The sequence below is a fragment of the Salmonella sp. WC3 genome (assembly GCF_042932255.1).
Lineage (GTDB): Bacteria > Pseudomonadota > Gammaproteobacteria > Enterobacterales > Enterobacteriaceae > Salmonella > Salmonella enterica.
This window is the reverse complement of sequence record NZ_CP170629.1, coordinates 1687131-1708603: the sequence shown is the minus strand read 5'-3', so window position 1 is coordinate 1708603 and position 21473 is coordinate 1687131. Positions and strand designations below refer to the sequence as shown.

The window sequence follows — 21473 nt, the reverse complement described above, 5'->3', positions numbered from 1 at the left end:
TGTCTCCGCAATTAATAAGTACGAATCTTCGGCGGGAACGCCGGACGCAGTTTCGGCTCCATATTGACGCTTCGGCGCGTCATGGATTCCGTTTGCGGCTGATACAGGGTATGACACAACCAGTTGGCATCATCACGCTCCGGGAAATCGAAGCGGCTATGCGCGCCGCGGCTTTCCGTCCGGAAGTTGGCTGATACGGCAGTGGCGTAGGCAGTTTCCATCAGGTTATCCAGCTCCAGACACTCAACACGCTGGGTATTAAACTCGCTGGACGTGTCATCCAGACGGGCGTTTTTCAGACGCTCGCGGATCACTTTCAACTGCTCAAGCCCTTTCGCCATCGCGTCGCCTTCACGGAATACGGAGAAGTTATGCTGCATACACTCCTGCAACGCTTTGCGGATAGCCACCGGATCTTCGCCATTGCGGTTATTGTTCCAGCGATTCAGGCGCTCCAGAGAACCTTCAACGTCAGACTCGCTGGCGTCGCGCAGCACGCCCTGCTCGGCGATGGATTCCTGTAAATGCAGCCCCGCCGCACGGCCAAAGACCACCAGATCCAGCAATGAGTTACCGCCCAGACGGTTGGCGCCGTGAACCGATACACAGGCGATTTCGCCTACCGCAAACAGTCCCGGAATGACCACATCTTCGCCCTGCTCGTTCACGGTCAGCGCCTGACCGGTCACTTTAGTCGGAATACCGCCCATCATGTAGTGGCAGGTCGGGATAACCGGAATCGGCTCTTTCACAGGGTCAACGTGGGCGAAAGTGCGGGACAGCTCCAGGATACCCGGCAGGCGAGATTCCAGCACCTCTTTACCCAGGTGATCCAGTTTCAGTTTAGCGTGCGGCCCCCACGGACCATCACAGCCGCGACCTTCACGGATTTCGATCATGATGGAACGCGCCACCACGTCACGACCCGCCAGGTCTTTGGCGTTCGGCGCATAACGCTCCATAAAGCGCTCGCCGTGTTTGTTCAGCAGGTAACCGCCTTCGCCGCGGCAGCCTTCTGTCACCAGCACGCCCGCCCCGGCGATACCGGTTGGGTGGAACTGCCACATTTCCATGTCCTGCACCGGGACACCGGCACGCAGCGCCATACCGACACCGTCACCGGTGTTGATGTGAGCGTTGGTGGTGGACTGGTAGATACGGCCTGCGCCGCCGGTCGCCAGCACCGTCGCGCGGGCTTTGAAGTACACCACTTCACCGGTTTCGATGCACAGTGCGGTACACCCCACCACCGCGCCATCCTGGTTTTTCACCAGATCCAGCGCATACCATTCGGAGAAAATCGTGGTGTGGTTTTTCAAATTCTGTTGATACAGCGTATGTAGCAAGGCGTGACCGGTACGGTCAGCCGCCGCCGCGGTACGTGCCGCCTGCTCGCCGCCAAAGTTTTTCGACTGGCCGCCGAACGGGCGCTGATAGATACGTCCATCATCAAGACGGGAGAACGGTAGCCCCATGTGCTCCAGTTCCAGAATCGCTTCCGGTCCGGTCTTACACATATATTCGATGGCATCCTGGTCACCAATGTAGTCCGACCCCTTAACGGTGTCGTACATGTGCCATTCCCAGTTATCTTCATGGGTATTGCCGAGCGCCACGGTGATACCGCCCTGCGCGGAAACGGTATGGGAACGGGTCGGGAAGACTTTCGAGAGCAGCGCACAGGTTTGGCCGCTCTGGGAAATTTGCAGCGCCGCGCGCATACCTGCGCCACCGGCACCAATCACAACAGCATCAAATTCTCTGACTGGCAGTTTCATTACACACCCCACACCACAACAAATCCATAGATGACGTAAACCACCAGCGCAACAACGATAACGAGTTGCAGTATCAGACGCACTGCCAGTGGTTTAACGTAGTCGGTTAACACCTGCCACATGCCGATCCAGGCATGAATCAAGATGGAAAAAAGCGCCAGCAGGGTGAAGACTTTGGTGAAGGCCGATGAGAAGAAACCGGTCCAGGCTTCAAAGGTCAGTTCGCCGCTCGTGGCGAAAAAACCCACCATGTAGATGATGTATAACGTCAGAACGATAGCGGTAGCACGGACCAGGATGAAGTCATGTACGCCATTGCGTCCTAATGCGGAGGCGTTGCTTACCATACGAGGACTCCTGCGAGAAGTGAAAGCACGACAGTGATAACAAAAGAGATTTTGGCAGAGCGTTGACCCGCTTCGAATGTTTCTTCCAGATAGCCAAAATCCATTAACATGTGACGAATTCCCACGATGACGTGATACGCCAGCGCGGTAAGGATGCCCCACATGATAAATTTAACGATGAAGCCGTCCATAATGTCGGCGGCCTGCTGGAATCCTTCCGGAGAAGAGAGGCTGGTGCCCAGTAGCCACAGTAGTATGCCGACTGCGATGAAAGTAATCACACCGGATACGCGATGGAGAATGGACGCTATCGCTGTGATGGGGAACCGAATCGTTTGTAGATCCAGATTGACAGGTCTTTGTTTTTTCACATTTCTTATCATGAATAACGCCCACATGCTGTTCTTATTATTCCCTTAAGACTTCGGTTACAGAGATGAATCTACCTGTAGCCAGAAAGACGACGGGATTTCCTTCCTCCGGTCTGCGTGCGGGTCAGACAGCGTCCTTTCTATAACTGCGCGTCATGTAAAACACTGCTTCCAGTAGCTAAAACGACACGTTACAACGCTGGGTGGCTCGGGATTGCAGGGTATTCCGGAGACCTGGCGGCAGTATAGGACGTTCACAAAATCATTACAATTAACCTACATATAGTTTGTCGGGTTTTATCCTGAACAGTGACACAGGTCACGATAACAACATTTTTTTAATTTTCAATCATCTGATTTGATAAACATTAAACAAAATTGTTACAAACAACACCAGAAAAAGCATATAATGCGTAAAAGTTATGGGGTCACTCTTTCACCTGTTAATAAGTTATGCAACAGTACAATGATATTGACCCATTCTTTCAGGACAGTTATTAGTGATAGACAGGTTACATTACTCGGATTGCTACGTTCCTGATTTGCTGCTAATTCGAAATTAATCAAGCCGTTACCTGCAAGCGCCCATTGCTCTGTACCCAGGTCATCCCCTCTTTCACAGAGCGGCGAGCCAAATAACAAACTGGTAACGGTTGATTGATGCATACACAGAATCTTCCCTGCACTAACGACGAGGAAGATGACGTGGAGAAGGCAAGTCTGAGTTCCGGCAGTCTTAAGCAATAAGGCGCTAAGGAGACCGTAAATGGCTGATACAAAGGCAAAAATCACCCTTACTGGTGATACTGCTATTGAACTGGATGTGCTAAAAGGTACACTCGGTCAAGATGTTATTGATATTCGTAGTCTCGGTTCAAAAGGAATTTTTACTTTTGACCCTGGTTTCACCTCTACCGCATCCTGCGAATCTAAAATCACCTTCATCGACGGCGACGAAGGCATTTTGTTGCATCGCGGTTTCCCGATTGACCAGCTTGCTACCGATTCCAACTATCTGGAAGTCTGTTACATCCTGCTGTACGGCGAAAAACCGACGCAGGAAGAGTATGACGAGTTCAGAACGACAGTCACCCGCCATACGATGATCCATGAGCAAATCACTCGCCTGTTCCATGCTTTCCGTCGCGACTCACATCCGATGGCGGTAATGTGCGGGATCACTGGCGCGCTGGCGGCGTTCTACCACGACTCGCTGGATGTGAACAATCCGCGCCACCGTGAAATCGCGGCGTTCCGCCTGCTGTCCAAAATGCCGACCATGGCGGCGATGTGTTACAAATATTCCATCGGTCAGCCGTTTGTTTATCCGCGCAACGACCTTTCCTACGCCGGTAACTTCCTGAACATGATGTTCTCCACGCCGTGTGAAACCTATGAAGTGAATCCGGTACTAGAGCGCGCGATGGACCGTATTCTGATCCTGCACGCTGACCATGAGCAGAACGCCTCAACGTCAACGGTACGTACCGCAGGTTCAAGCGGCGCCAACCCATTCGCCTGCATTGCCGCCGGGATCGCCTCCCTGTGGGGACCCGCGCACGGCGGCGCCAACGAAGCCGCGCTGAAAATGCTGGAAGAAATCAGCTCTGTTAAACACATTCCGGAATTTGTTCGCCGTGCGAAAGACAAGAATGATTCTTTCCGCCTGATGGGCTTCGGTCACCGTGTTTACAAAAACTACGATCCGCGCGCCACCGTGATGCGTGAAACCTGCCACGAAGTGCTGAAAGAGCTGGGCACCAAAGACGATCTGCTGGAAGTGGCGATGGAGCTTGAGCACATTGCGCTCAACGACCCGTACTTCATCGAGAAGAAACTGTACCCGAACGTAGACTTCTACTCCGGCATCATTCTGAAAGCGATGGGCATTCCGTCCTCCATGTTCACCGTGATCTTCGCCATGGCGCGTACCGTTGGCTGGATTGCACACTGGAATGAAATGCACACTGACGGCATGAAAATCGCCCGTCCTCGTCAGCTGTATACCGGCTACGATAAACGCGATTTTAAATCGGCGCTGAAGCGTTAATTGACAACCGGATGGCGACGCAACCCTCGCCATCCGGTACATTTTCCCTTTTTTCTTATCCTCATTATTTTATTCTTACCCCGTTACTCTCTATGATTAATTAAGGTTTCGCTAAATATCATTCAGGGAGCATGGAATGCCGATTCTGCAGTGGTTTTTGTTGTTCCTGTTATCGCTGCTCATTTCCCTTATTTTTCTCTGGCTGCACCTTCCGGCGGCGATGCTGCTCGGTCCAATGATTGCGGGTATCGTGTTGAGTTTGCGAGGTAGTACGCTACAACTTCCGCGCGGTATTTTTCTCGCCGCGCAGGCAATTCTCGGCTGTATGATCGCCCAAAATCTAACCGGTTCGATATTGACCACCCTCGCCCTCTACTGGCCGGTCGTGCTTTTTGTGTTGCTGGTGACGCTGCTTTCCAGCGCGGTAGTCGGCTGGCTGCTGGTACGTTACAGCTCGCTGCCCGGCAACACCGGCGCATGGGGGTCTTCGCCGGGCGGCGCGGCGGCAATGGTAGCGATGGCGCAAGATTACGGGGCGGATATCCGCCTGGTGGCGTTTATGCAGTATCTACGGGTACTGTTTGTGGCTGGCGCGGCGGTGCTGGTGACACGCCTGATACTCGGCGACAGCGCGGCAGCGGTCAGCCAACAGGTGATCTGGTTTCCGCCGCTTAGCGGTAATTTATTGACGACGCTGTTATTAGCGATCGTGGCGGGCATTGCCGGTCGCCTGATGCGTATCCCTTCCGGCACGATGCTGCTCCCCATGTTGGCAGGCGCGCTTCTCCATTCGCAAGGCATCATTGAGATTGAATTACCCGAATGGCTGCTGGCCGTGGCGTATATGGCGATAGGCTGGCGTATTGGGCTGGGTTTTGACAGACAGGTGTTTTTTATGGCGCTGCGGCCATTGCCGCAAATCTTATTGTCAATTTTCGCGCTGATGGCGATTTGCGCCGCGATGGCGTGGGGAATGGCTTACTACATGCAGATTGATTTTATGACGGCTTATCTCGCCACCAGTCCCGGTGGTCTGGATACGGTTGCCGCGATCGCGGCAGGAAGCAGTGCCGATATGGCGCTCATCATGGCAATGCAAACCCTACGGCTGTTCAGCATTCTGTTAACTGGGCCAGCAGTGGCCCGTTTTATATCAACCTATGCGCCCAGACAACCTTTGTAGGGCTGATAAGCGTCGCGCCATCAGGCAATAGCCGCTCGCCGATGGCGGTTCCGGCTATTTCTGGCAATGCGGGCACCAGTAAAACGGGCGTGAGGACAGTGTTGTCTTTTCAATAATGCCGCCGCACCGCTCGCACGCTTCGCCGTCACGGTGGAAAACCTTAAAGCGAAACAGTGCGCCATGATGCTTGTTTTCATCCGCCTGACCGCGAGTCGTGTAGGACAGGCGCGGAATATCCAACAGCACGTGAGAAAGCGCATTCAGTTGCGCCTCGTTGAGATCTTTCGCTTTATGCTGTCCGGTTAACCCTACCTGCCAGAGGATTTCAACGCGCAGATAATTCCCCAATCCCGCCAGAAAGGCCTGATCCAGCAACAGTCCGGAAAATTGTCGGTTGCGAAAACGCGGCGACAGCAATCGAGCTTTAACCTCTTCCGGAGTGAGACGCGCGTCCAGCACATCCGGACCGACTCGCTGTAAAAAAGGGTGCATCGTGAGCTGCTCTGCTGTCAGCATTTCGATATCAGACGCGCTATAAAGCAGAATAGTTTTATCCGCCGTTTGTAGCCTGACGCGCAATATACGCGTGGTCTGCGGTATTTCGCCAGTATCGATCACCCGCCATACGCCATAGAGTTGGTTGTGGCTGTAGAGCGTCAGGCCATTTGAAAAGTGGGTCAATAACGCTTTTCCCCGCGTCTCTATCCGGGTAACAAGTTGACCGGTAAGCTGCGATTCATACGGTTTTAACTGTGCAAAGGCAAACCAGACATCGGTTAAGGGTTTGCCTTTGATTGCCGCCTCCAGATTATCCGCCGCACGACGAATTTCCGGGCCTTCAGGCATGATAATATCCTTTGTTAACAGTTGATTAATGGACTACACCGCCTCTGACTATCTGGAATGCACATCGAACGCCATAATGAACATCCACAGCGGATGGACAAACAGGCGGTGGTATCCAGTGATAATAACATTATCGCAGCACGAGACCACTTCCCCGTCAGGGTTAACATGATCGCGCCAGAGCATAATCGACTCAGCCCTTGTCGGGCGAGCGCCCAATAATGATTGTCTGCCTACCGGAATTAAATGACGCTTAGTTATATTTTGCCCAAAATTTTTTTCTGTTGATCCTTTTAAAGCCTTCTTTCCAATAACTGGCATTCAACTCTTTGATATAATTTTCTCCGGGAAAAAGTTTATCCTTTAAAGGCAGTTTCTTGGCTAGCACGATTCTTTCTGCGTTAGATCCCGCGGACTCTGAATGTGTGAGGGAAGATAAGGCGTCCAGTTGAGCGCTTGAGGGTCTGGCTATCAATTCAAAAAAAGGTTCTGACAATACAACACTACTAAGTGCTGCATAATTTCCTTTTTGTATGAGCGGCTTGACGTACTCAAAAAAAGAAATAATCCCTGATTGCAATCTTGCCGCTTTTTTTAAATACTCAATTTCAGAACCACTGCTATCTTCACGTACAGGAATTATTCCATTATCCGTTTTTTATAGCCAATTGTTGACCCAGTATTATCAGCCATAGCGAACTCCATTATTTCCACCCCTCCTGATAAGAAAAGATCACACTTATCGTGGGGATGTCCATAGTTGGTTAGCCAACCAAACATCTTATAGTTGGTTAGCCAACCAAACATCTTATAGTTGGTTAGCCAACCAAACATCTTATTATAAATAGATCGGTTATCATTGGCGCCAGCAAAAGTTGCCAAATAAAACCCATGTATTTGTTTTTCTGCCCATTGCGCACCTAAAGAACGAGCAAATACTGATTGAATATTACCCATCCATCCTACATCGATAAGTGCTATATTTTTAAAACCTTCACAGGCCGTTTTAAAGTAATCAGCGTAAACTTCTCTGTGCTGAGTATTTTTTAATAAAATATATGGAAATAATTTATTTATAAGCCAGTGAACCTTATGTTCCTCTCCTGAAACAGGAATATACTCCTCGTCAGGAAAACCAACATGATGTATATCTGAAATATGCTCACTCGCATCTAACCCCGCGATAGCAAGTATCTTTTTAATACTTTTCTTATTCTTACCACCAAAAAGATGCCAAATCCTGTGCATCGGCCAATCAGTCATCCCCACCATATAAGCTGATGCGCGGGATATATATAAATATTCACATTTTACATGTTCTTCTGAAAAGTATTCATTATAAATTTTATAGATTAAGTGAGCATCGCGTGCTAAAAAAAGCGCTTTATCAATTTTATGAATCTTTAACTGATTCGCTAACCAGGATACATAACCTAATAATAACGGACCAAATACTTTAAATCCTATCTCGTTTAAAGGATCATTTTGATGGAAAGCAGAAACTTGTTTAAGTAATAAAGCCTTACAAATAGATTCACCAATAATATCTTTAGCTTTCCAATGATTAGATACCCCATGATTATACTCCGACCAATCAGCATGGAGAGTATTTATACCGAGTTTTTTAGCGTTCAGAATATCTGCATGAACATTGTCGCCAACATGCATCCACGATGCAATATCTACATTTTCATTTTTCTTGACTATTGAAAACAACTTGCCACTATTTTTAGAGTGCCGCTCTTCACCAGATGAATAAACTGGAATGTTACTGATATCATAGCCACATGATGTTAACAACTCCTTTAATATTGCTGATGGAAGGTACATATCACTAATTAAAATAACTTTGCAACCATCACTAATAGCCTTTTCAAACAAACAGCTTCCACGCGAATTTTTATATAAAACAATCTTCTCCATTTGTATTTCCAGATCGATTATCTTTTCTACTGTCGCTGGTGAAAGCTGCGGATGCTTTTTTAAAATTTCATCGTATATTTCAGATATGAGTACTTCCGGCTCACCGCCAAAACGCCTGACCCTATTCTCTCTGGCACTTACTTCCGCCTGAACTCTTATCTCTGGAAAATTATCAATAATATCAATCTCGCACGCTGATATAAAAAAGTTCTCAGTTGCTAAAGTTGATTGCATCAATGAAAACAAATCTCTGGGACGGTAAACCCTCCGGCTAACCAATGTATCAAAGATATCAAAGCTTACGGTCTTGTATTTTTTAAAGTTCATATCCATATTTTATTTAATCTTATTTTCAATATAAGAGATTTTATGAAAAAGACTATTGTTAGCAATATTTGAAAGTAACACATTGAGCAATGATGAGTCATCAATACTTCTCATCATTTTATTTTCTGCAATTTTGCATTCTATATCAAATAACTCATTGTTAATTACGGTATAATTGCCAAATTCAAAGTCATCATTTTCTCTGAAATGATAAAATGCCAGTGCTTCAGGTAAGATCCAAACATCATTTTCTGCAAGGTAATGAATAAAAAAAGGCCAGAAAAATGCAGGAGAGGATAATTTATGACTTTCAATCATATCGATAACAGAATTTTTATCGAATAAACACGAGGAAAGTGGAATAGAATTCCTGTAATAAATAACATCAAAACTAACAGGGCCAGCATTTAAATAGTGGTTCCATGGTTGCGTTGAATTTATAATTATTCTATTATTTTCCGCAATCTCAGCAACTTTATTTGTATGGCATGCTATTGCATTTACAGATGAATACGTTGACTGTATATTCGCCAAAACACTGAGTAGCCTTGACACATATTCAGGGGCCCAAGAATCGTCATCATCCATAAAGCATAAATAATTAGATTCAGACATCTTAATAGCATTAAAGATACAGCTTTCGTCGTAGATAACACTATATATATTTGACAGTTCTTTCAGATAAAAATCATCCACATTGTGACATTTCAATTCTTCCTCCATGCAGAAAATGATGATATTTATTTTTTTGAACGTCTGGTCATTAATGGATTGCAAGGCCCGCATTAATAGACGAGTACGCCCAGGTTTATGTCGGACAATAACTAAAAGACTCTTTTCCATATTCTGATTTCGCGTTTTACGGTATATATAAAAATTAACACCCTATGAATAAATGCTGACATTGGGTAAGGATTATAATATTTTATTAGACTGACACCAGATAAGGTGTAGCAACAGAACCATACCTAAGATTATCATAGTCATATAATTAAAAAATCGGTATAATTCTCATCAACACCACTTACATCATGTTTAATATTTATCTTCAGATTTTTTATTGAATTTTTTATACCAAAAGAGCTTTGAGGTAAGATAGGGCAAACTATTTTTCATCTCTTTTTTTGCAGATTTAAACCGATAAAAATTTTTGACTGCCGTAAACAAACCATTAATAATAACTTTAAAAAACTCCATTTTTGAGTGGGTAAGTTTTAATAATTTGCCATTTTCTATATTTAAATGATAGATAGTAATTCTCCGGAATGAAAACTTAGTAGGGTGATAATGACGATAATCAACCACGATTGGTTTTTTAATTAAAAAGAAAGCTGGAATTAAGTGTCCATTAAGGGTTATGCATCTAAAAAATTTGTAGATGGCTTTTTCTTTACCAGAACATGGGTAATCAACACAACCATTAACAATATCAATACCTTCTACATTGAATTTTTCATTATGAGTTATTGCATTAATTCTTTTTCTTATCTCCAGAAGATCTACATTATCTTCCCAAAACTCCCGTCCAGAAAGACAATCGTTATATGACATAATCATTGCTCTGGCAAGTTCATAGCGGCATGAAAAACTCGCAAGAAAGACTTCCCGCACAAAGAAAACACTTAACAGTAGTGCAGCAAACTTTCTTTTACTAATTAATGCAGGTACAGCAACAGTCCTGAAGTTCAAATAGCTATTTAGAACCGATATTTTTCTTTCAAAATCCATTTGCCACGAAGCCACACCATTAAGTGTGACAATATTATGTTTTTTATGCATATATCCAAATAGCAGGTCATCACCACGAACAAAGAAAGGAAATGAGTAATATTCAATAGCGTTAATATTAAAGGCAAAAAACCACCATCCACCGTAGCCTATTTTTCTTTCATTATCAAAAGTATCTAAAGAATCTATTTCCCGAGCATCCAGATAATGTTTATCCGGGTAATGTAAAAAATCTCTATGCCATATGGCACCAGATTCATGTATGATTGCCGGGTTATCTTCAAAAAGCATACAGCCAGTAACAACTGTATTTTTGTCTTTAGCCATCAGTAAAAAAGCATGAGTTCGACAAATCGATTCAATTTCACATGAGCCGTCGTCATCCATAAATATGACATGTTTGATATCGTTGATTTTCCCTGCCTCTATCAAACCTCTCATAAACCCGCCTGACCCACCGAGGTTTTCATTATTGATAACCATAATGCCGTTTCCTGACGGGTGATTAATCGCCTCGCCATTATTAACGACAATCAATTTAAAACGATCTTTAAATTCGCTCTGGGTTAAGAGTGTTTTATTAATTCTATTGATTGTTTTAGTAACAGCTTCTTTTCTATTATAAGTTGTTATAACTAAAGCCATAGATGATTTACTAACATGATCTTTAGTCAGAAATTTAAATCCATTTAAAACAGAGTCTTCGTCTGATTGCCACTCCACATAGATATATCCAAAATTTATTTTTGATATATCAATTTCAATCTCATCACTAATATTACATGACGAGTTAAAATCAATTTGCTTTAATACTCTAATGACACCATTCTCTTTATGCCTTACAGTTATAGTTCCGCGACCAATTATATTAACCCGCAAAAAAAGTGATGTTAAGGTTGTATATTTTTTCCATTTCTTAATTGAGAATGCATTAAAAAAAGTATCAAAATATGCAACCTTATGACGCGGAACAAGTAAGTTACGTGAGGTATAGTTATACTTCCCGCCCTGAGTTCTGAAATAAAGCTGCTCTTCCGTGCATAGATCAATGTTTGGTAAAATTACTTTTTGAAGTAAAAAATACATAACGAACCTATAAATTTATATTATCTGGGGTAACGCTATTATAAAATAGTAAATTACTCACCGCGTAGTGATATAAATACTGCAATAAGAATATTAAAATCCGCCTTTGCTAACTATCTCACCGTGCTCAAGCCTGATGAACTTATTACATACAGATTTAGCCAGTTCATCATCGTGAGTGGCCATTACCATAATGCCCGCTTTAGAGATAAAGCTATTTAATCTCATCTCTGCTTTTCTTTTAAAATCACTATCACCCACGCTCATCCATTCATCCATCAGTAAAATTTCAGGATTAATTGCAGTAGAAATAGAAAAACCAAGCCTCAGAACCATACCACTAGAATACGTTCTAACGGGGATTTTAATAAAATCACCTAACTCGCTGAACTCGATGACATCTTCTGTAATATTTTTTATTTCATTTTTTGACAGACCGAGAAATAGTCCCCTCAGTTTTATATTTTCCAGGCCTGTAAGCTCACCATCCATTCCCATCATGGGATCAATGAGGCTGGTGACTCGACCGATACATTCATACTTCCCTGAAGTTGGTTTATAGGCCCCTGCAAGTACTCTCAGAAGAGTGGTTTTGCCCGAACCATTGTGTCCGATAAGCGCAAGACGGTTACCTTCGGTAAGCGTAAAATCAATTTTTTTTAATGCCTCTACTTCAATAATCCCGGTATTCGATGAGCCAATTCGTCCACCTGAAGCAGCCTGTAGAAAAGTTTTTTTAAATGAACGGTGGCTGGAGTTAAATATAGGGAGTATTACGCCAACGTTTTTGCAAGAGATTTTCATTAATTATAACCAGTATACGATTCTTGAGCGATATTTAGTCAACACTAAGGTTGAGACCATCAACATAATAATAGAGGTTATTATTGTGTAAAACCATATAGTTACATCTGGTACAGTTCCCATTAATGGTTTCCTGAGCATCTCCATAAAGTAATAAAAAATATTATAATCAACAAATTCCTTTCTTCCCTTTGGTAATTGTTCCGATGTCCAAATGATGGGAGTTATAAAAAAACACAACGTTACCACACTTTGAACAACCGGTCCCATATCACGATATCTTGTGCAAAAAATGGCGAGAATCATACCTGTAGAAATTAATGAGATGGATGTTATTACAATTGCAGGTATAAAAAGGAGAATATCAAGATTTACCGATGTATTGGTAAAAAAAATCACGAAAGGTATAATGATAAAATTATGCAACATAATCATAAACTGCCGATAGAAAACACGTAATATATATAAATATAGCGGAAGGTCAGATTGTTTAATAATTGATGCGGACTCATTAAATATTCCGCATGACTCATTAATAGTTGCTGATAGAAAGGCCCAAAAGATCATACCTAAAGTAAGATGCATGATAAAATTTTCGGAACCAGAACTGAACAGCGAACCGTAAAGAGGTCCCATCGCTGATATGGTGACCCCCATCGAAATCGTTATCCAAAAAGGCCCTAACACCGATCGCCGGTATCGTCCCAGGACATCATTCCAACCTAGCGAAATCCAAAGTTGGTGCCTGGCCAGAGCTTCTTTCAAATCATTCATTGTTTCCGTGTCACCTTTACCTGAAGAACTTATTCTTTAACGATATGAAAATATAACTTATTTATTTTCTATAATATTTACATACTATTTATCTAAACACTGACCTACTTCATAAGCACTTTATGGTGTTAGCAACCAATAGTGTCTTTATAAATTTGCAATGTCTTATTAATGACTAATATGCTGGAAAACAATTCCTTTACACGTTTTCTTCCATTCGCCCCCATCTCTAAGCGAATCTGTGGATTTTTTAACAAATACTCTAATTCTACCGCTAACTCCTGAGCTGAATTACTTTTCACGATCAACCCATTATAGTTATGAATAATTAAGCTATCACATCCGCCGGTATCATAAGCAATACATGCACGTCCTACAGATGATGCCTCTAATAAAAGCCGTGGTACTCCTTCCGGATAAATAGATGGTAATGCAACGATATTCGATTTCTGAATAAGCTCATATACATTCGAAGAGCGTCCCAGCCAGTTAATTAGTCCTTCATTATGCCAGTGATGAATGAGCTCCAAAGGGATAGCATCTTTATCGTCCTCGGCCAATATACCTGCAACATTTAAAACAAAATGAATATTTTTTTGTCTGAGGATCTTTTTTGCTTCAATGAGATCGCCAAGACCTTTACTCCATAACATTCGGCTTGCAAAAAGGACTATCGGTATCTCATGTTTTTTCTCTATAGAGAATTTATAAATATCCGGGTTAATTCCAGCACCTTCGATAACGATAGTTTTATGATAATCAATACCTACTAAACGCGATATTTTTCGTCGATCTTTATCATGTTCAAAAATAAAAACGCTACGCTTATTACCGGCAATATATTTGTAAACCAAAACGGTTAACGCACGCAATATTCTCATTGGCACGGTATTATATAAAAAGATTCGACCAAGTCCGACAAAGCTGATAACAACTGGACTATTACTTCTCCTGGCGCTAACCCCACCAATCAGGCAAGGTTTGAGCGTAATACAATGCAATAAGTCAGGATTAATCTCTTTAATAATTTTCCGAGCGTTAAGGAATGCTCTAAAAAAACAAACATATTAAATGACTGAGCAACAAGAGACACATTGTGACAAATAAAACCAAGCGTTTTGAATTTTTTTATAATCTCTTCACCAATAAAATGACTTATGATATGAATTTCATAACCCGCATCCCTTGCCGCTATCGCACGTTCTGTCCAATGTAAATCAAAGTACCAGTCTGAATTTACAAAATAACATAACCTTTTCATCTCTTCGTCCTGCTAATGATATTTCCCACTAATACCTTTAAGTCCATGAAGTATTCCCTGCCAGATAAAATATAGATAACGAAATTTCTTACGCTGCCATGGTAATATGGCGAGATATTTAGAGAGGCGTAATACTATAGAAAGAACACTGAATATCCTGGGAACGGGTAAAAGTTTTCTCAGCAGCAACAAATTTCTACAAAGATAATATACTTTCCATTCGGGGCAGATACACCTTCCATGAATAGAGATATCATGAATAAATTTAATTTCTGGGGAGTAACGAATTTTCTGCCCGGACAATACTAGCTTATAACCAAAGAAAAAATCATCATAATAAAGGAAAAGTTCATCATGGATATCGTTAAGATGGTTATTCAATACCTTTCGATCAATAATCATACCAACGAATGACACAGTTTGAACATCAGTAACCTGAGTTCTTACTGGAGAAAACCTCTCTGGGCGTATCACATAATAAATAGTCTCAAACACCGTAGATGGAACCCTGATGAAAGGCAAATTCATCCGACAAGACCGTCCATAGGTGTCCTGAACTCGCGACGCAAATATACGGTATCTTGAGGTATCTAATAACGAGAAATGTTTTAAAATATTAATTTCCGGGTAAGCATCATCATCATAGAAAAATACCCAATCGGCATTACTATATGAGCATATATATTGACTACCTACTTTAAATCCGCCAGCACCACCAAGATTATCTTTAAGATTAAGTATCGTGATGCCAGGTTCACTTAATGAAGAAAGCCATTCCCTTGTACCGTCGCTTGAGCCATTATTAACGATAACAATAGAGGAAAAACCCGCCTTAACAGTCTCTCGCACACTTTTTTTTAATTTTTCAAGACGGTTAAAAGTTACGATTAGCGCTGTACACTTCATCAAACGGTAACTGTAAAAGCTGGCATTTCTTTTTGTTCATATAGCGACGTTAAGTATACGTCCGCCGTCTGTAATGCTTCAGCTATCGTGATGTCCATATCGAGATAACGATAAGTGCCAAGACGACCAATGAAAGTAATATTTTTTTCTTTTTTAGCCCGCGACAGATATTTATTCAGTAAACCCATTTTATCTGCCCTGCGAACAGGATAGTAGGGTATATCACCAGCTTCACATTCCCGACTATATTCTTGATAACATATTGAAGCTTCATGTCTCTCCCACGGAGAAAAATATTTGTGCTCAGTAATCCGAGTATAAGGAGTATCTATTGAACAATAATTCATTACTGCGCATCCTTGATAATCACTCTGGCAAATTATTTTTTTAAAGTCTAATGTACGATATTCCAGTCGGCCATATTGACAGGAGTAAAAGGCATCCAGCGCGCCACTGAAAAAAACATGATCATAATCTGTCCGCATTTCCTGAGTGAAGGAGCGACATAGTTCAACAGCGATATTTTCGTGTTCGACAATGGACTTGACCATTTGTGTATAACCAAATTTTGGTATTCCCTGAAACTTATGATTGAAATAGTTATCATCATAATTAAAGCGAACAGGGATACGTTTCAATACAGAAGCGGATAACGCGGAAGGATGAAGCCCCCATTGTTTAATGGTATAACCTTTAAAAAAGGCTTCATATAACTCTTCGCCAATGAAACGCAAGGCCTGTTGCTCAAAATTTTGTGGTTCCAGAATGGTGCTATCACATTTTTGAAGCAGTAATTTCCTGGCGTCATCAGGTGAGCAGGCGACACCAAAAAATTGATTGATGGTATGAAGATTGATAGGTAAAGAAAATACCTGACCATTTACTGTGGCCTTAACTTTATTGATATAAGGCATCATCTCAGCGTATTTATTTACATAATTCCATACAGTTTCATTATCAGTATAAAAAATATGAGGACCATAAACGTGCACCATAATACCCGTGTGCTCATCTCGGGCATCATAAGCGTTACCACCGATATGCGAACGTTGATCAATAATATTGACTACATGTCCCTACTCGGCTAACTGGCGTGCTATTACTGCGCCTGAAAGGCCCGCACCTACAATTAGTATCTTTTTACGTTGCATTATTTTTGTCACTCTGTTCGCAGACACAGATAATATTAGATAGTTTATCCAGAACCATTTTCATTTATATCAGAAGGGTAAAGTGAAATTTACTCAACGCATCCAGATAATTCCACGCTACCGCCACAGCGCGTAAACCCTCGCACTGATTACAGATTCATTAATGTCACACGTTATGCGGTATTTCCGGACAACGATGATTGCCATATTTATTTTGTGAAGATAACTCATTCAGAACGCAACATTATGGGTCTGAATACCGCGCGGCATGATGTAAATATGCTGTCAGCATAAATCCGGTGCGTTACCGGCCCCAGTTTTTACCAACCCACTCTGTTGACTGATGTCCGGGCCGACGTCCGGTATCCTTATTCTTACCGCATCAGATAGCGGTACTCCTGTCGGGATATCCCAGCGTTGTTTCAGCGTCTGCTCCGCGAGCCAGACCTGCCTCACGCCGGTTCCCAGCATACGGGCCGTCATTTCCGGGCTACAGCCTGACAACAGTAATCCCAGCACCCGCCGTCCCTGTTTTGGCAGACGCTCTGACAGTAACCTGACCAGCGTGCGGCTGTTTATCTCCATCACCAGCTCCGGCACGCTCAACGCGCTTTTCATCTCCTCCTCGTAAGGCGATGTCTGTAGTGATGACCATATGGCAAGCTCAGCCATTCTGGCCAGAACCCTTACCGACATGGCGCGTTTAATCAGCCTCAGATGGCGGAAGTAACCTTCCACGCTGACGTCAACCGGTAAAAACGCGTTACTGCTGCAAAAAACCACTGTCCGCGGATAACGCTGAAAAACCTGTTGCCACAGCAGAAGCTGGGTTGATGGCCGTCCGGCGGATATCACCATCGCGCCGGGCCACCGACGCAACCGATCCAGCAGCCCTTCTGGTGTCCTGAGACGAACGCAGTCCTCCACGCAAAGGCCGCCGGTATCCGGAAACTGCGCAGGATTTTCGCCTGACTGACAAAACATAATCAGCCGGAGAGGCGGCAGTACTCTGGTTAACGTCTGCATATCAGTACGTCAGAACCTGATACAGGCTGAACAACGCTGCGACGGTGGAGACCGCCAGCAGGAGCAAAAATATTTTCGCCCCCATACTGTACCGGCACTTACTGGTGCCCTCCCTTCCGGTGGATATTTCCGCATATTCTTGCGTCATCAGATTGTTCTCCTCTGGCCATTGCCGACCCGGCACTGCGCCAGCAACGGCAGCTTCGTGTTGTGGAAACAACATGTCCGCACCCTTTCGTGGACCGGGAGCCATTCCATGTCTGTATGAAAAATGACGTCTGGCCCTATCTAAACACAGCACTCTGACACCCTGTCCGGTTCTGCTTTTCGGCTGCACAGGCCGTCAGTCCCCCTGGTAGTAAATGCTCCTGCCGCAGGGTAATTCTGCCCTGTGCGGAGTACAAAATGACAAATAGAAAACACAGTAATCTATTGATTTATATGTTGATTATGTAAATCAGCTTTCCCTGAACAGATTTCTCTGTGATTTAACAATATGATTCAGAACGTACGGTTATACTCGACGTTTTTTTCGCCATATTCCATGAAAACGCCCGGCGTTACTTGCGGTGTATCTTACGGTGTGCTGGATATTCCTGTGCCCCAGATAGTCCTGTATGAGTCGTGTATCAATCCCTTTATCAGCAAGGGCGTAGCCGCAGGCATGTCGCAGCATATGAGGATGTGGCGCTATCGTTAATTCGGCCAACCGCCCTGCCTCACGAAGTATGTAAAAAAATTGTTGCCTGCTGAGCGGATGCCGTCGTAGCGACAGGAACAGCCAGTCTCCGTCAGCCCCTTTCTCAAGATACTTCCTGGCCCTGAGCCAGCTTTTCAGTACGTTATACTCATCGGGAAGGAGGGGGGGACACGTTGAAAAGCCATTTTTGAGGCGCCGGATATAAAGCTGTCTTCCTGCAAGATCAATATCCGACAAGCGCAGCCCCAGCAGCTCACTGGCCCGGAAGCCGTGAATAAACGCCATCAGGATTAAGCAGCGGTTTCTTTCCGGGAAGGGCATTCTGTCGGTCGCTGACAGCAGTTTTTCAATCTCTTCTTGCGTAAGATATTTTCTTTTCACAAAACAAATCCATCATAACAAAATGAGTAATATACTAAAAAATCACTGATCAGATGAGTTTAATTTTCGCTAAAAAAGTTGCTATGCGTAAACAGCTTAAAATCCATATAGCTGGCAATCTGGCACGCTATCCATGACGTGATAGTGAAACAGCGAATCAATCTGGCTTCAATCTCCTGATAAGTCGTCATGATGAGGAATATAAATGCTAAAAATGAGGCTATCGTGAGGTAAATCAATCAGAAAGGGGTAATAAAGAGTCAGGTAGTTTACCCGCCCCGGAGGTTTGATTAGATGGCGATAGCTAACAATATCATAATGATTTTCAAAAACTCTGCTGCTAACAGCAATAAGCTCATCATACTGGCTATTACAGCATCACTTGGTTATTTTTAAAATAATATATTATAAGGGGATTTATATAGTATTGAATAAATCCCTCTTCCTGACATTAAGAGAACAGAACACGATAATTTTTAGCAGCCGTAATATAATAGCTTCAATCGTCGGGCTCTCAGGCAATAACGTGTATATTACGCGCATTGAACGCGGCGCGTAACCTGCGAGCGAATGCAAGCGCATACTCGCCGTCGCCATGAATGCACACCGTTTGCGCCGTGACAGTCGTCCACACGCCAGTAACGCTTTTCACTCTCCCGGCTTGTACCATATCCAGCGTTTGCGCCAGCGCCTGCTCTTCGTCGTGAATCAGCGCGCCAGGTTGCATGCGCGGCACCAGGCTACCGTCGGCCTGATAGCCGCGATCGGCAAACACCTCCTGCCGCGTCACCAGGCGATGGCGCTCACCGGCCCGGATCAGCTCACCTCCCGCCAGTCCAACCAGTATCAGTGACGGATCATAGTCGTGTACCGCTTTCGCAATCGCCTGTGCCAGATGAGGATCTTTCGCCGCCTGGTTATAGAGCATACCGTGCGGTTTGACATGGCGCATCACGCCGCCTTGCGCCTGGACAATCGCCCCCAGCGCGCCGATTTGGTACAGCGTCTGGGCGTATACCGTTTCCGGCGGCAAAACCATCGCCGTCCGCCCAAAATTATCCCGATCCGGAAAGCTGGGATGCGCGCCGATCGCCACGCCGTTTTTCAGCGCCTCGCGCACACAGGTCAGCATGGTTTGCGCATCACCGGCGTGAAAACCACAGGCGATATTGGCGGAGGAGACCAGCGTTAATAATTCGCTGTCGCTGGCGCAACCTTCGCCCACATCCGCATTTAAATCAATGTTCATGCTGAAGCCGCCAGGTAAGCTGTTCCAGATAGCGCTGACGCTCATGGCGCGCGTTGAGCGCCTCTTCCAGCGAACATTGCACAAAATGGATCGGTTGTCCTAGCGGGATCTGCGCCAGATGGTACATATCTGCCTCGATGATGCAGGCAATGCGCGGATAGCCGCCAGTTGTCTGGGCATCATTCATTAGCACAATAGGTTGGCCGTTGTAAGGCACCTGCACGACACCGGGCAGCAAACCGTGCGACAGCAGTTCGCGATCCGTTGTCCGCGTTAACGATTGTCCCTGCAAACGATAGCCCATGCGATTACTTTGCGGACTGAGCTGCCATGGCGAACGCCAGAACGCTTCTTGCGAGGCGCGATCGAACTCACGGTATTCCGGCCCCGGTAGCGCACGGATGCGATTCCCCCACAGTAACTGCTTCACGCCCTGCGGCCCGCTAAACTGTCGCGATGGTTTACCCGTCGCCAGCCGATCGCCATCTTTTAGCAGCCGTCCTTCCAGCCCACCGATGCCGGACTTCAGATCGGTACTACACGATCCCATCACCTCCGGCACAGCAATACCGCCCGCCACCGCCAGATAGCTACGCATCCCGTGAAGCGGTCGATGCAGCGTAAGACGCTGACCCGCTTTTACCGGCAATCGCCAGCCGGTCCAGACCGGTTGATCATCCAACTGCGCCTCGCAGCCTGCGCCGGTAAGAGCGAACCAGGTCTCATTTTCAAATTCGACAACCAGTTGACCGAGAGTGATTTCCAGCGCCGGGGCATTCGCATCGTTCCCGACCAGGAGATTAGCGGTCTGAAAGGCGGGTTTATCCAGCGCACCGCAGTGACTCAGCCCCGACTGACGAAAGCCGTGACGCCCGCTATCCTGCACGGAGGTATAAATCCCCGCGCGAATAATATTCAGCATATTCCCTCCTTTTGCGGCACAAAGCGTACTCTATCGCCAGGGCGTAGCAGAACCGGAGGCTCCCGCATCGGATCGAATAACTTCAACGGCGTGAGGCCGATCAGCTGCCAGCCGCCCGGCGTGGATAATGGATAAATACCCGTCTGCGCGCCGCCGATGCCGACAGAACCGGCCGGAACCTGCAGGCGCGGCTCCGCACGTCTGGGCATATGGAGCGGTTCTGGTAAATTCCCAAGATAGGGAAAGCCAGACTGAAAGCCTAAAAACCAGACGACATACTCAACGGAGGCATGTAGCTCCACGACCTGCTTTTCACTCAAACCGCTGTGCCGTGCCACCGCCGCCAGATCCGGCCCGCCTGCGCCGCCATAGATCACCGGGATCTCAACCGAACGCGAGTCCGGCTCCAGCGCCTCGCTCTCTTCCCACCAGCGCTGCAGACGCTCAATTGCATCCAGCGCCAGGGTTTGCGGTTCCCGCAAGATCACGGTGATATTGTTCATCCCGGGAATGGCTTCCACCACGTTCGGCATATCGACCAGACGCTGCGTCAGACGCCAGATGCGTTTCTGGCTCGCCAGCGTAATCGGCGGTTCAAGTTCCAGGACGACCGCCGTTTCGCCTAACAGATAACAACGCGCTCGCTGCACTTTATTACCT

20 protein-coding genes and 3 pseudogenes are annotated in these 21473 nt (G+C 45.1%); 2 read left to right on the top strand and 21 right to left on the bottom strand.

The window, feature by feature from the left end; all coding sequences use genetic code 11:
- Nucleotides 1-11 precede the first annotated feature (11 nt).
- The 4 genes from sdhA to ACFK9X_RS08035 all read right to left on the bottom strand — a co-directional run bounded on the left by sdhA (nt 12) and on the right by ACFK9X_RS08035 (nt 3162).
- Nucleotides 12-1778: a succinate dehydrogenase flavoprotein subunit gene (gene sdhA, locus ACFK9X_RS08050; RefSeq protein ID WP_000775561.1), complete on the bottom strand. Its 1767-nt coding sequence runs from the start codon at nt 1776-1778 to the stop codon at nt 12-14.
- A complete protein-coding gene (sdhD, locus tag ACFK9X_RS08045; protein ID WP_000254356.1) occupies nt 1778-2125 on the bottom strand; it encodes a succinate dehydrogenase membrane anchor subunit in 348 nt (115 codons plus the stop codon). Before sdhD ends, sdhA begins: the two co-directional genes overlap by 1 nt.
- Nucleotides 2119-2523: a succinate dehydrogenase cytochrome b556 subunit gene (gene sdhC / locus ACFK9X_RS08040; protein WP_000263340.1), complete on the bottom strand. Its 405-nt coding sequence runs from the start codon at nt 2521-2523 to the stop codon at nt 2119-2121. Before sdhC ends, sdhD begins: the two co-directional genes overlap by 7 nt.
- 393 nt (nt 2524-2916) lie before the next feature.
- A complete protein-coding gene (locus ACFK9X_RS08035) occupies nt 2917-3162 on the bottom strand; it encodes a hypothetical protein (RefSeq protein WP_001539488.1) in 246 nt (81 codons plus the stop codon).
- 100 nt (nt 3163-3262) lie between these two features.
- On the opposite strand from ACFK9X_RS08035, the gene ACFK9X_RS08030 reads away from it, so the two are divergent.
- Together ACFK9X_RS08030 and ACFK9X_RS08025 are read left to right on the top strand one after the other, a co-directional pair.
- Complete coding sequence (locus tag ACFK9X_RS08030) at nt 3263-4546, top strand: citrate synthase (protein ID WP_000785808.1); 1284 nt, start codon at nt 3263-3265, stop codon at nt 4544-4546.
- 136 nt (nt 4547-4682) lie between these two features.
- Nucleotides 4683-5729: an AbrB family transcriptional regulator gene (locus ACFK9X_RS08025; protein ID WP_151116089.1), complete on the top strand. Its 1047-nt coding sequence runs from the start codon at nt 4683-4685 to the stop codon at nt 5727-5729.
- A gap of 54 nt (nt 5730-5783) precedes the next feature.
- Here ACFK9X_RS08025 and nei read toward each other — a convergent pair whose 3' ends face one another.
- The 17 genes and pseudogenes from nei to pxpB all read right to left on the bottom strand — a co-directional run bounded on the left by nei (nt 5784) and on the right by pxpB (nt 21463).
- Nucleotides 5784-6575 (bottom strand): endonuclease VIII, encoded by a 792-nt coding sequence (nei, locus tag ACFK9X_RS08020; protein ID WP_151116087.1) that lies wholly within the window; start codon nt 6573-6575, stop codon nt 5784-5786.
- Nucleotides 6576-6623: 48 nt separating this feature from the next.
- A complete protein-coding gene (locus ACFK9X_RS08015; RefSeq protein ID WP_151116085.1) occupies nt 6624-6761 on the bottom strand; it encodes a hypothetical protein in 138 nt (45 codons plus the stop codon).
- Between the two features lie 67 nt (nt 6762-6828).
- Nucleotides 6829-8777: pseudogene (locus ACFK9X_RS08010) on the bottom strand (HAD family hydrolase).
- A 57-nt stretch (nt 8778-8834) separates the two neighbouring features.
- Nucleotides 8835-9668 carry a glycosyltransferase family A protein gene (locus tag ACFK9X_RS08005; protein ID WP_001667936.1) on the bottom strand — a complete coding sequence of 278 codons (834 nt, stop codon included), beginning with the start codon at nt 9666-9668 and terminating at the stop codon, nt 8835-8837.
- A gap of 192 nt (nt 9669-9860) precedes the next feature.
- Nucleotides 9861-11639 (bottom strand): glycosyltransferase, encoded by a 1779-nt coding sequence (locus ACFK9X_RS08000; protein WP_151116083.1) that lies wholly within the window; start codon nt 11637-11639, stop codon nt 9861-9863.
- Between the two features lie 93 nt (nt 11640-11732).
- The gene (locus tag ACFK9X_RS07995; protein WP_000702849.1) at nt 11733-12443 is read right to left on the bottom strand and encodes an ABC transporter ATP-binding protein; all 711 of its coding nucleotides are present in this window, start codon (nt 12441-12443) and stop codon (nt 11733-11735) included.
- Between the two features lie 3 nt (nt 12444-12446).
- A complete protein-coding gene (locus tag ACFK9X_RS07990) occupies nt 12447-13217 on the bottom strand; it encodes an ABC transporter permease (protein ID WP_000998823.1) in 771 nt (256 codons plus the stop codon).
- 128 nt (nt 13218-13345) lie between these two features.
- Nucleotides 13346-14478, bottom strand: a pseudogene (locus tag ACFK9X_RS07985) (glycosyltransferase family 4 protein).
- A gap of 12 nt (nt 14479-14490) precedes the next feature.
- Nucleotides 14491-15387 (bottom strand): glycosyltransferase, encoded by an 897-nt coding sequence (locus ACFK9X_RS07980; protein ID WP_000973919.1) that lies wholly within the window; start codon nt 15385-15387, stop codon nt 14491-14493.
- A pseudogene (gene glf / locus ACFK9X_RS07975) lies at nt 15384-16535 on the bottom strand (UDP-galactopyranose mutase). The gene ACFK9X_RS07980 and the pseudogene glf overlap by 4 nt, the downstream one beginning before the upstream one ends.
- A 285-nt stretch (nt 16536-16820) precedes the next feature.
- Complete coding sequence (locus ACFK9X_RS07970) at nt 16821-17561, bottom strand: hypothetical protein (protein ID WP_001194237.1); 741 nt, start codon at nt 17559-17561, stop codon at nt 16821-16823.
- A gap of 1 nt (nt 17562) precedes the next feature.
- The gene (locus ACFK9X_RS07965; protein ID WP_151116081.1) at nt 17563-17898 is read right to left on the bottom strand and encodes a hypothetical protein; all 336 of its coding nucleotides are present in this window, start codon (nt 17896-17898) and stop codon (nt 17563-17565) included.
- A gap of 177 nt (nt 17899-18075) precedes the next feature.
- Nucleotides 18076-18642, bottom strand: coding sequence for a tyrosine-type DNA invertase (locus tag ACFK9X_RS07960; RefSeq protein WP_151116079.1), 567 nt, complete (start codon nt 18640-18642; stop codon nt 18076-18078).
- A gap of 59 nt (nt 18643-18701) precedes the next feature.
- Nucleotides 18702-18833 (bottom strand): hypothetical protein, encoded by a 132-nt coding sequence (locus tag ACFK9X_RS07955; protein ID WP_001521652.1) that lies wholly within the window; start codon nt 18831-18833, stop codon nt 18702-18704.
- A gap of 323 nt (nt 18834-19156) precedes the next feature.
- The gene (pxpA, locus tag ACFK9X_RS07950; RefSeq protein ID WP_151116077.1) at nt 19157-19891 is read right to left on the bottom strand and encodes a 5-oxoprolinase subunit PxpA; all 735 of its coding nucleotides are present in this window, start codon (nt 19889-19891) and stop codon (nt 19157-19159) included.
- On the bottom strand, nt 19881-20813 hold the full coding sequence (gene pxpC, locus ACFK9X_RS07945) for a 5-oxoprolinase subunit PxpC (RefSeq protein WP_000932043.1): 933 nt from the start codon (nt 20811-20813) through the stop codon (nt 19881-19883). The genes pxpA and pxpC overlap by 11 nt, the downstream gene beginning before the upstream one ends.
- Nucleotides 20807-21463 carry a 5-oxoprolinase subunit PxpB gene (gene pxpB / locus ACFK9X_RS07940; RefSeq protein WP_151116075.1) on the bottom strand — a complete coding sequence of 219 codons (657 nt, stop codon included), beginning with the start codon at nt 21461-21463 and terminating at the stop codon, nt 20807-20809. The genes pxpC and pxpB overlap by 7 nt, the downstream gene beginning before the upstream one ends.
- Nucleotides 21464-21473: the final 10 nt, after the last annotated feature.